Here is an 11,469-nt window from a genome sequence, read left to right as displayed (position 1 = left end):
CACCTAAGTTTCAGCCTGCTCCGGTACCAATGCAACATATGCAGCAGGCCCCTCGCCCACAAGGTCGAGGCTCAATGAACAGCAACACCGTCTCTACTCATGATCTCAACGAAGAAGAGATACCATCATGGGCAGAACGTGCGTTTAAATTCTCCGGTTTGACCGGTGACCATAGTTTAGTATGGAAGAAATTTGTCCTCTGGTATAAAGCCAAAGCCAATGAATTAATGCCATTATCTCGGATTGAATCCAAGCTGCAGTACTGGCTAGTTAACGAGAAGCAAAATGAAAGACAACAACAGCAGAAGACCTCTCAATATTCAGGAAATGCAGGACAAGCTCAAGGAAATGGGTATAGACAAAAGCTTAGCCCATCTGAACGCTTCAGGCAGCAGCTCATTCAAAAAGGCAAAAAGCCAACCTTCTGAGCCAGCTCAACCTGTTGTACCTGACGCTACAGGTCCATTAGTACCTGAAGTGATTGAAGCGCAAAGTACCGAAGTGAAAGTAGCGGCTGCACAAGCTGCGGATTCTGGTGCGTCTCAACAAGTACCTGTTGTTGATCAAGATCCTGCAGAGCTGGAACTAACCGATTGGTGTATTCACGTGTTCGGCTCTTTCTTGAGCGTGTACGAAACGCAGTGGGAATATCAGTACGGTAGTGAGCCAAGCGGTAAGTTCATTGAGTTTGCCAACTCTGTTGATTCAGACGGCCTTAACCGCGTTTTAATGCACTGCCACGAACGTATTCAGCTTGGTAACAGCTGGCCGCCGCAAATGGGTGAGCTGTGGATCCTGAAAGATTCTTTAACTGAAGAAGAGTTGCTGGATAGCCGTATCCGTGTGTTGTCTCGCACCGCTGCCAACAAAATTGAAAAATGGCTGATTCAGAACAAACTGTATGACTTGAAGCGTACGGCTGAAAACAAGCTGGATGGTCTGTTTAAGAAGTACTACTTGGAAGCAAAACGTTTAGATGAGAAAGGCATGCTGGAAACGGAGTTGCCGCAATTCCTGCTTGCCGCTAACTCAGTGAAAAACCTAAACGATTTAAAACGTGAAGAGTACGAAAGCCAGCACGGCAAAGCGATTAACCCAAGAATCCAGCGTATTCTGAACAGTAAAAAGTAACCGTCTACCCGCTGCCTGTTAGAAGAAAACAGAGTTGCAATTACCCGGTTAACAGATACAAAAATGCCAGCTATTAAGCTGGCATTTTTTATTGAGTTCTTACGAACTCTTTAGCGACTAACCGACCGTTATTTACGATCGTCTTACTGATTAATTACAGTAGGTGGATAGTTGCGTTTAGAGAGAAAACGCCAGAGTCGTCATCTTTCATTTTGAAGTTTTGGTAGCTAGCGCCTACAGATAGTGGACCAAAGATGAAGTATTCAGCGCCTACAGCGTACATTACGTCTACATCGTCTTGCTTGAAGTTATCGCCTTTCACTTCGTATGAGTGAAGACCACCCTTCGCGTATACGTGAAGAGGACCGAAGTCGATGCTTGGTTTGATCGCTAGGTAAGCAGTGCTTACGTCAACACCTTGTTTAGCACGGTTGCCGTAGCTAACGTTGTCGAAAGAACCTAGATCCCAGTAACCCGCTTCAACACCGATTAGTGGAAGGATACCTGTACCTACGTGGATGCCCACCGCGTTTTCATCTTCACCAGCGAATGAGTTTTGACCACCCATTACACCGCCGTACAACCAAGAATCAGCCATTGCTGTTGAAGATGCACCTAGTAGTGCTAATGCCAATAACGTTTTTTTCATATTCGACCTTTTTCGTCCTAGTGGCAGGCCTTGAGTGGTAATAAATTGCCACCAAGTCGCCCTGTATGTAATAACTATTCAATTAGTAATGCAATAAGCAAGATTTATACCCAAACCTTGCCATTGCGTCTAGCTTTATTCCTTTAGCAAGCATCAATCGCGTTTTTAACACGCTTATCTGATACTGGGTAAGGCGTACCGAGCTGCTGTGCGAAGAAGCTTACACGAAGCTCTTCTATCATCCAACGCACCTCTTTTACATTTTCTGGAACCGCGATCCCTTTTGGAATTTTATTCAGCAGTTCTTTGTAATCATTCATTACTGACTCAACTTTGATCATGTGAAGACGATCTTTGTTCGGGTCAATTGGCAGTTTTTCCATGCGGCGTTCAATCGCTCTCATATAGCGTAGAATATCCGGCAAGCGTTTCCACCCACATTCTGTGGCAAAACCCTTAAAAATCAAACCTTCTACTTGAGCTTTTATGTCAGAAAGTGCGAATGCCATAGAAAGATCCACGCGTCCTTTCAGCTTTTTACTGATGCTGAATGCCGTGGTTAGGATGGTTTCAACCTGTTGAGCAATCTCTACTACGGTATCACCCAGCTCTGCACGTACGTGTTCTTTCATAGCTTCAAACTGCTCTGGTTCCCAAACCAAACCGCCCTTCTCTTCAATCAGCTTATCAATACCACAAGCGATACAGTCATCGATAAGATCGAGTACCTGTCCGTATGGGTTGAAGTACAAGCCAAGTTTCGATTTGTTCGGCAGGTTCGAGTGCAAGTATTTGATCGGTGATGGCACGTTCAACAAGATTAAACGACGCTGACCCGATTTCATTGCCGAGATTTGCTCTTGCTCGGTTTCGAACAGTTTGATCTCTACGCTGTCTTTGGTATCCACCAGCGCAGGGAAGGCTTTAACATCGTAGCCACCACGTTTCTGTTGGTAGACTTTTGGTAATTCACCAAAGCTCCACGTGTGCAGGTTCTGCTGCTCGATATCGTCGTCTGCCACTTTAGAAAGCGTTTCTTGAACCTTGTCTTTCAGGCTCTCTTTCAACTCATGCAGATCTTTCTGTTCTTTCAGCTTACGCTTGCGATGATCTACAGCGCGGAATGTTACCTTTAAGTGCTCTGGAATCTGGTCTAACTTCCAGTCATCACGTACCACTTCCACACCCGTCATGCGGCGTAGCTCTTTCTCAAGAGAATCCAGTAACGGTGCTTCAAGCGGTGTCACACGTGCCAAGAATGCATCTGCGTAGTTTGGCGCAGGTACAAAGTTACGGCGTAGCGTTTTAGGTAACGACTTAATCAAGCTAATTACTAGCTCTTGACGTAGACCCGGGATCTGCCAATCAAAACCGTTCTGGTCGATCTGGTTCAAGATAGGCAGCGGAATGTGTACCGTTACACCATCGTTATCGTCGCCCGGCTCAAATTGGTAACTCAGCTTGAGCTTGATACCGTTTTGGTGCCAGAAGTTCGGGTAATCCAGATCGGTAACGTGGCTAGCATCACCGCGGAACAGCATCGATTTTTCAAAGTTAAGCAGCTCAGGGGTTTTCTGACTGGTCTTCTTCCACCATGTATCAAAGTGACGGCCAGAAACCGCCTCTTCACCAACACGCTGGTCATAGAAATCGAACAGTTCATCATCGTCGATCAAGATGTCACGACGACGCGATTTATGCTCTAGCTCTTCGACTTCTTGTAGAAGCTTACGGTTCTGCTTGAAGAAAGCGTGTTTGGTTTCCCACTCACCTTCTACTAATGCACTACGTACAAACAACTCACGGCTGACGGTTGCATCAATCGCGCCGTAGTTCACAAGGCGCTTAGGTACGATTGGGATTCCGTAAAGCATCACTTTTTCGTGTGCCATTACCGCTGCTTGTTTCTTCGACCAATGTGGTTCGCTGTAACTGCGTTTAATCAGGTGTTTCGCTAGCGGTTCAATCCATTCAGGTTGAATCTTCGCGATAACACGGCCCCAAAGTTTTGAGGTTTCTACCAGCTCCGCAGACATGATCCACTTAGGCTGTTTCTTAAATAGGCCAGACGCAGGGAAGATGTGGAAGCGTGCATTACGTGCACCTTGATACTCATTCTTCTCTTGGTCTTTCATACCAATGTGCGAAAGCAGACCTGATAGCAGTGACATGTGAATGCCATCGTAGCTGCCCGGTTCTGTATTCAACTTAGTATCTAGCTCACGCATTGCTTGGTGAATTTGGAAGTACACATCTTGCCATTCACGGATACGTAAATAGTTGAGGTAATCTTGCTTACACTGTTTGCGGAACTGGTTACTCGACAATGCTTTTTGCTGCTGCTTGATGTAATCCCATAAGTTCACAAACGTGATGAAGTCAGACTCTTTATCGAAGAAACGCTTGTGCTTGTCATCAGACGATTGTTGCTTATCTGATGGACGCTCACGCGGATCTTGAATCGACAACGCAGACGCGATCACCATCACTTCGTGTAGGCATCGGTTACGTGGCGCTTCAATTACCATACGCGCTAAACGTGGATCGATAGGCAGTTTTGCCAGCTTACGACCAATCGCGGTTAGCTTCTTCTTGTCGTCGCCGTGGTTCTTGTTTTTGTTCGCTGACGGTTCAACGGTGGCGATCGCACCAAGCTCTTCAAGCAGCCTTACACCGTCTTGAATGTTGCGCTTATCGGGCGCTTCAACAAATGGGAACGCTTGAATATCGCCTAGGCCTAGCGCTGTCATCTGAAGGATAACCGATGCTAGGTTAGTACGAAGAATCTCTGGGTCAGTAAACTCTGGGCGTGACTCGAAATCTTCCTCAGAGTACAAACGAATACAGATACCTTCTGCAACACGACCACAACGACCTTTACGCTGGTTTGCACTCGCTTGAGACACTGGCTCAATCGGTAGACGTTGTACTTTAGTACGATAGCTGTAGCGGCTAATACGCGCCGTACCCGGGTCGATAACATACTTGATGCCCGGAACGGTTAACGAGGTTTCTGCCACGTTGGTTGCCAGAACGATGCGTCGACCAGTATGAGACTGGAAGATACGGTTCTGCTCACCCGCCGATAGACGCGCGTAAAGCGGGACAATTTCGGTATCACGAAGGTCGCGTTTACTTAATGCATCTGCGGTATCACGAATTTCTCGCTCACCGTTCATGAAGATCAAGATATCGCCAAGGCCTTCATCACACAGCTCATCAACGGCTTCAAAGATGCCTTCGATTTGGTCGCGGTCTGAATCACTTTCATCACCACCTAATGGGCGGTAACGCGTATCAACTGGGTAAGTACGACCAGACACTTCAATGATCGGTGCATTGTTAAAGTGCTTAGAGAAACGCTCTGGATCGATGGTTGCCGACGTGATGATCACTTTCAGATCCGGACGCTTTGGCAGTAACTCTTTCAGGTAACCCATGATGAAATCGATGTTCAGGCTACGTTCGTGCGCTTCATCGATAATGATGGTGTCGTACTGATTTAAGAAACGGTCGTGTTGAATCTCCGCCAGTAGAATACCGTCGGTCATCAGTTTGATTTGGGTATTGTCAGAAATCTGGTCGTTGAATCGAACCTTATAACCAACGAACTCACCCAGCTGTGTTTCCATCTCTTCAGCAATACGGTTCGCAACCGAACGCGCCGCAAGACGACGGGGCTGAGTGTGACCAATTAAGCCAAAGCGGCCGCGGCCAAGCTCAGAACAGATTTTTGGTAGCTGAGTGGTTTTACCCGAACCCGTTTCACCCGCCACGATAACCACTTGGTTTTCAGCGATGGCTTTCGCGATGTCTTCGCGCTTTTGGCTAACCGGGAGAATTTCTGGGTATTCAATCGTTGGTTTCTGTGCCGCACGCTGAGTTGCCGTCATCATCGACTTAGCAATGTCTAACGCAATCTCATCAAAGACAGCGTGCTTAGCTTGTTCGTTCTTAATTTTGCTCGCACCAGCAATTCGCTTACTCAAACGGAAGCGATCGCGCATCATACATTCGTTGAGCGCTTTACGAAGAGAGGCTGGGCTATTCTGAGATGATTTGTTGTTTGTCGCTGATTGATCAGCTTTTTTGGTATTTGATTGTTCAGCAGACTTTTTCGATGCCGCTTGGTTTGGCTTGGCTTTGCTCTGTGAAGAACTTGGCTGTGCTGCATTCTTGTTGTTATCTGCTTTTTCCGGAGACGAAGTCAAAGCGTGTCCTATTCTTGTACTTATTAAACTCGCGCGATTATATCACAAGTCTCAAACAAAAAAGCCTGACAGCAAAGGGAAAACCTTTAGCTATCAGGCTGATTAATCTCGCTAACACTCGCAGGAGCTATGAAAGCGCGGTCAAATGTAATTCGTACTTAGTCAACTCTGGTTTAAAGCTAACGTTAAAAACTGCGCTTAAAACTCATATTGGAAGTAAACCGTGTTGTAGTTACTACCGCCTTTGATACGACCATACTGAGAGGATTTTTCAAAGATTGCAGAACGGTGATGCAATGAATAACCGAACCATAAGTTGTTCAAGTCATTCTTACCAATCAAGTCGCCAACGTTGACATCGAATGAGAAGTCTAAGTAGTTCAATAGATGGCTTGCGGTGTAACCTTTACGGTCCATCTCAGAGCCTTCGATATAGGTAATCGAATCGATGTAAGACATACCTTCTGCCACACCAACACGCCACTGAGTTGGCCAATCAAAGGTGTAGTACGCCTTGATTGCGATAATGTATTCGGTGCTGCTCGATTGAACGTCTGAACTCCAGTGGTGCGCAATACCTGGGGTTAAATAGATATCCAGTGGCAAACCGAAGATCTCATCGGTTAACGGGTGTCCATAGAAGAACGAGGTCAACTGGTTGTTGTATTCGTCTTTCTCTCGATTGAACTTCATGATGTCGCCAATATTGGATGGCGTTCCCCAGCCGTGTGCGACACGTAAGTACGGCGCATTGCTCAGTTTAGGTTTTGGCGCTTTCTCTTTGTCGTTAAAGAAACCAAAGCCAAGGTACAATTCCCCCTGATAACGGTCTTCAACAATCGAAGAATCGTAAGCGTTATCGTCCAATCGAGTCACACTGGTTGAACCCAATAAGTACAAGTTAGAAACCACATGGTAACGCGTTTCAACACCAACATTTAAGTCAACACCAGCACCAATGGTTTCATTAGATGCGGAGTAATACTCACTGTTGAAATCAGCACTTTTATAACGCAGCGTCGCGCTCGGGTAAAACTCCCAATCTCCAGTTTCATACTTGGCTTTAGCTCGTAAGTTACCGTGGAAGTTGTATTCACTGTCGCTCATTAACTCCGTCTCGACAGACCAAGAATCATCAAGTTGGTAGGTCAGTTGAGCACCAAAGTCCGCCGTATCGCCTTCAATCGCGTTCTGCTCAGATGCAGGAATATCAATAAAGCGCATGCGAGAGATAGCATTGAAAGACCACTTCTCATCGTCAGTTTGATAGAGGTATGCCCCCATCTCAGTACCGTCAATAAACACATAATCGTTCTTGAAAAACAGCATCGGTACGAATGAGCTAACCGATTGGTCGCCACCAGACGTGTCATAAGGGATGCTTGCTGTACGGAACATTGCAGCGATGCCCCACTCTTGCTCTTCAGCGGCCCACGCATTAGCACTTACGAAAATGCCACTTAGGAAAGCGCTACCTAGTAAAACCAATCCAGATGAAGGAAGAGTCGGTAAATATTTGAGCTTCATTCTTGTGTAATTACTCTTTGAAAAAATATTGTGTTACTGATTAGACATTTATTAACCATGACGGCTAACTATTTTTAGGTTTGCTCGGCATTGACCGTTACAATGTAGAATATTCTCGGTTAAATGAAAGTATTGTGAAAGTCTCCGAATTACAAAACATTATAGATCACTTACCCAAAGATTCCGATCCAGATATTGTTATGGGTGAGGCGTGGTTGCCTGAGCGTTTGGTGGATACCAACCTAGACGGTGACATGCTATTTCTTGAATTCGATAATGCCCCTGAAGACAATCAAGGGGATGAAGAAGGCCGTGGCTTTGTTGAGCACGAGATTGCTATGATTCGAGAAAAGCTCGAACTGTTATTAGACGAGCCTTCCGATACCAAGACCAAAGCCGATGCCCTTTTGGCAATATTTCTAATGGGCCATGAACTTTCTAGCTCAGAAGTTATCGAAGTTCTTGAATCAACAGAATCTGACTCAGTAGAACTTGAAGCATCAACGCTTGAAACCACAAAGCCAGACACAAATAAGATCGAAACAAAAGAACACCACGACGACTAGCCACCAACGATTTTAGGTACCGTATTGAAACCCTCTACGACATCATCTCTTCCCCTGTTACTCGCCGGACCCATTTTAAGAAAAACCACCGCGACTGAAGTGGTACTTTGGTTAGCCACCAGCTCGCCTCTTACAGGCAGAGCCGAGCTTCATACTCAAGAAATAGACGATTCTGAAGCAGCACAAGACCAGCCGTTTTATACCTCATCGCTTGAAGAACATGATTCGATTCAAATCGGTACACATGCGTGGATAACGCTAATTCGCTTACAAGGTGAGTTTCCGACTAATACGCTGCTTGAATATGACATTCACACAGAGTCAGGTTCACTAAAAGAGCTCGCCCCTCACCTTGTTTACAACGGTAAATCTCGCGTTGAGTTTAAGATATCGACCTCAGCTGATTACATTCTTCATGGCTCTTGCCGCAACCCGCATCATCCAAGCAAAGACAGCCTAATTGCAGCCGATAACAAGATGGCCGATCAAACCGTCGCTGAAAGACCCGACATGCTGATGATGAGCGGCGATCAGATCTACGCCGACCATGTGGCAGGCCCAACACTTGATGCTCTTCAACAAGTGATTCACCTGCTTGGCCTTGTAGGCGAAAGCTTACCGACTGACTCGCAAATTAAACAAATCAACAACAGTGACGCTCTGTATAACAGTGAATACCACTTATACCAGCGTCATCACTATTTGCCGCACCACACAGCTTCAGAATCCATGCTCGATAAGTTATTCCCGAACCGTGGCGTGCCGATTTTTAGCTCTACCGATTGTGAAAACCACTTGGTCACGCTGTCTGAGTTTATCGCGATGTACTTATTGGTTTGGTCTCCGACACTGTGGCAATGCGTCAATCGAGAGCGTTTAATTGAGAATAACTTCACTCAAGGTGGACGCCAATTAACACCGACTGAGCAGCAACAATGGCGTGATGAAAGCGTCATCATGGATGATTTCATTGCTGGCTTACCGCAAGTGCAACGTCTGTTCGCGCATATTCCAACGTACATGATCTTCGATGATCACGATGTGACGGATGATTGGAACCTTACCGTGGGTTGGGAGCATGCCGTCGACCAAAACCAGTTCGCGACCCAAGTCATTGGTAACGGCCTTGCGGCTTACTGGATGTGTCAAGGTTGGGGTAACAAACCGGAGAGCTTCGATGAAACGTTTATCGAGCAAGCAAAACAGCTTTTTGTCGCTCAACCGCTCATTACTAAACAACCGCGCATTAGTAAACAAACTCATAATGAAGCCGGCAATGCAGCGACTACTCACTCTATTGGCAACATCGAGCCAGACAAGCATCAAGCCTTTATTGAGATGCTGAGTCGCTTTGAAGAGTGGCATTACACAATAGATACCTCACCCAAAGTCATTGTGTTGGATACTCGTACGCGTCGTTGGCGTTCCGAGTCGCGCATGAACAAGCCTTCAGGTTTAATGGACTGGGAAGCCTTGATTGAGTTTCAACATCAGTTAATGAATCAAGATAAAGTGGTGATCGTTTCTGCTGCACCGATGTTTGGCGTGAAGTTTATTGAAACACTGCAAAAGATGGCGACCACAATCGGCAAGCCATTAGTGATTGACGCTGAAAACTGGATGGCACATCCGGGCAGTGCTAATACGCTAATTAGCATCTTTACCCATACCAAAACACCGACCAACTTCGTGGTACTTTCTGGCGATGTTCACTACTCCTTCGCTTATGACATCAAGCTTAGGTATCGTCGCAACAGCCCGAACATCTATCAAATCACCTGCAGTGGTATTAAAAATCAGTTCCCTGCTCCGCTGCTTAAATTCTGCGATGTATGGGACCGCCTGTTATACAGCCCTCGCTCAGTTTTGAACTACTTCACTAAGCGTAAACGCTTGAAGATCGAAAAGCGAAGCCCTGACAATCAGACCTTCTATCGCCTTTCAAACCGCAGTGCGATTGGAGAATTGAGGCTAGACACTGATGGGAAACCGCAATCGATCACGACACTCAGTGGCGACGGTAAAATTACCCGTTTCCCAGAGCCCGATTGATAAAATGCTCCTTATCGCTCGCGTATCCGTAATGTCAGTTTTTAGTAAAGACGCTTGCGATCACACTCTGTAGACCCAATAGTTATGCTTATGGTTATAGTTGATAGCTATCAGCGTTACGGAACTCGATACAAATTTTAACTGGAGCTCGTTATGTTCAATTCTCTCACATCAATGTTTAAACAATTGATTGAAGGCCAGGACCTAAGCAAAAACCAAGGCACATCACCTAATATCGCCATCGCGAGTTTGTTGTGTGAAGTCGCGGGTGCCGACCATCAGATCAATGAATCAGAAAGAGTCGCTAAGCTACAGCTTCTGCAGCGTTTGCTGGATTTAGATGAAGAACAAGCAAAGGTACTGCTCGCGCAAGCAGAGCCGAAAGTAGAGCAATCAGTATCGCTGTATGACTTTACATCGCAACTCAGAGACCTATCTCAGCCAGTGCGAATCGACTTAATCAAAGCGATGTGGGAAGTAGCGCATGCCGACGGGGAAATTGACCCTATCGAAGATTCTGTGATCCGTAAAACAGCGGAGCTGCTCTACGTTGACCACAGTGACTTCATCAAGAGTAAGTTAAGTGTTTTAGGCGAAAATTAGTGCCTGAAATAATGAATTGGAAACTGAAATAAACAAAAGCGACGGGTTAAGAAACCGGTCGCTTTTTTGAATCGGTAAACTGAAAGCTGACTAAACAGGGCTGAGAGGAGCTAAAAATTTAGCTACAACATAGTTAATGTGAGTTTCGCAAGATTATAAGCATCGACATAACCCGAGTGCTGACGACCTTCCCACTCAATATTTTTGGCTTCTTGAGCAGCGCGGTGACCAATGCGTTTGTCTTTCAAGCGATTCTGAACACGGTAAAGCGTTGCGATGTTTAAGAACTCGCTAAACGGAGGCTCGATGCCTTTTTCAATACACTCTTTGTGTAAGATAAGGTCGTCACGTCCCCACGCTGCGTAGATTTTTTTGGGACCACCGAAGTTCTTAATCATCGACTTGATAACAGACTCTAATGGGCGACCCTGCTTTTCGATTTTGCGAGGTGTAATGCCCGTTAACTCGGCACAGAATAGAGAGACTTCGTCTTTCTCTGGCTTAACGTAGTATTGTGCGCGCTTCACGATGGTTCCAGATACAAGATCGATCTCAGCAAGACCAATTTCAATGATCTCCCCTGTTGTTCCTACACCGTCTTCGCTCCAACAGCACATTTCCAAATCGAAACACACCACTCGATTGTGATTCATACGTCGCCTAATTCTCTCGTCAAAAATTTTGTGAAATTGTACATGAGCCCAATACAGAACTCGACCCTAGTTGTATC

At 45.9% G+C, this 11,469-nt stretch carries 8 protein-coding genes and 1 pseudogene; 5 read left to right on the top strand and 4 right to left on the bottom strand.

Going from position 1 to position 11,469, the window contains the following annotated elements:
* Together AB6E78_RS09135 and AB6E78_RS09130 are read left to right on the top strand one after the other, a co-directional pair.
* Positions 1-428: pseudogene (locus AB6E78_RS09135) on the top strand (hypothetical protein); the annotation flags it as partial.
* Positions 349-1,131, top strand: a complete 783-nt coding sequence (locus AB6E78_RS09130; RefSeq protein ID WP_136974838.1) for a hypothetical protein — start codon at positions 349-351, stop codon at positions 1,129-1,131. The pseudogene AB6E78_RS09135 and the gene AB6E78_RS09130, both read left to right, overlap by 80 nt.
* A 154-nt stretch (positions 1,132-1,285) precedes the next feature.
* Here the strand turns inward: AB6E78_RS09130 and AB6E78_RS09125 are convergent, their stop codons facing one another.
* The 3 genes from AB6E78_RS09125 to AB6E78_RS09115 all read right to left on the bottom strand — a co-directional run bounded on the left by AB6E78_RS09125 (position 1,286) and on the right by AB6E78_RS09115 (position 7,518).
* Positions 1,286-1,780 carry an outer membrane beta-barrel protein gene (locus tag AB6E78_RS09125; RefSeq protein ID WP_017060444.1) on the bottom strand — a complete coding sequence of 165 codons (495 nt, stop codon included), beginning with the start codon at positions 1,778-1,780 and terminating at the stop codon, positions 1,286-1,288.
* Positions 1,781-1,923: 143 nt separating this feature from the next.
* Positions 1,924-5,991, bottom strand: a complete 4,068-nt coding sequence (gene hrpA, locus AB6E78_RS09120; protein ID WP_372133163.1) for an ATP-dependent RNA helicase HrpA — start codon at positions 5,989-5,991, stop codon at positions 1,924-1,926.
* A gap of 198 nt (positions 5,992-6,189) precedes the next feature.
* Positions 6,190-7,518, bottom strand: coding sequence for a MipA/OmpV family protein (locus tag AB6E78_RS09115; RefSeq protein WP_017070881.1), 1,329 nt, complete (start codon positions 7,516-7,518; stop codon positions 6,190-6,192).
* Between the two features lie 80 nt (positions 7,519-7,598).
* Between AB6E78_RS09115 and AB6E78_RS09110 the strand changes: the two genes are divergently transcribed.
* The 3 genes from AB6E78_RS09110 to AB6E78_RS09100 all read left to right on the top strand — a co-directional run bounded on the left by AB6E78_RS09110 (position 7,599) and on the right by AB6E78_RS09100 (position 10,739).
* Complete coding sequence (locus AB6E78_RS09110) at positions 7,599-8,084, top strand: hypothetical protein (RefSeq protein WP_372112973.1); 486 nt, start codon at positions 7,599-7,601, stop codon at positions 8,082-8,084.
* Between the two features lie 24 nt (positions 8,085-8,108).
* On the top strand, positions 8,109-10,136 hold the full coding sequence (locus tag AB6E78_RS09105; RefSeq protein ID WP_372133160.1) for an alkaline phosphatase family protein: 2,028 nt from the start codon (positions 8,109-8,111) through the stop codon (positions 10,134-10,136).
* Between the two features lie 153 nt (positions 10,137-10,289).
* Positions 10,290-10,739 carry a TerB family tellurite resistance protein gene (locus AB6E78_RS09100; RefSeq protein WP_102428587.1) on the top strand — a complete coding sequence of 150 codons (450 nt, stop codon included), beginning with the start codon at positions 10,290-10,292 and terminating at the stop codon, positions 10,737-10,739.
* A 122-nt stretch (positions 10,740-10,861) separates the two neighbouring features.
* On the opposite strand, the gene AB6E78_RS09095 is transcribed toward AB6E78_RS09100, so the two are convergent.
* The gene (locus AB6E78_RS09095) at positions 10,862-11,392 is read right to left on the bottom strand and encodes a 3'-5' exonuclease (RefSeq protein ID WP_017060438.1); all 531 of its coding nucleotides are present in this window, start codon (positions 11,390-11,392) and stop codon (positions 10,862-10,864) included.
* Between the last annotated feature and the right edge of the window lie 77 nt (positions 11,393-11,469).

Source organism: Vibrio sp. 10N.247.310.98, from assembly GCF_041467395.1.
In the GTDB taxonomy this organism is placed as follows: Bacteria; Pseudomonadota; Gammaproteobacteria; order Enterobacterales; family Vibrionaceae; genus Vibrio; species Vibrio crassostreae_C.
Note: the sequence above shows the minus strand (reverse complement) of the source record. Positions and strands in the feature narration are given on the sequence as shown.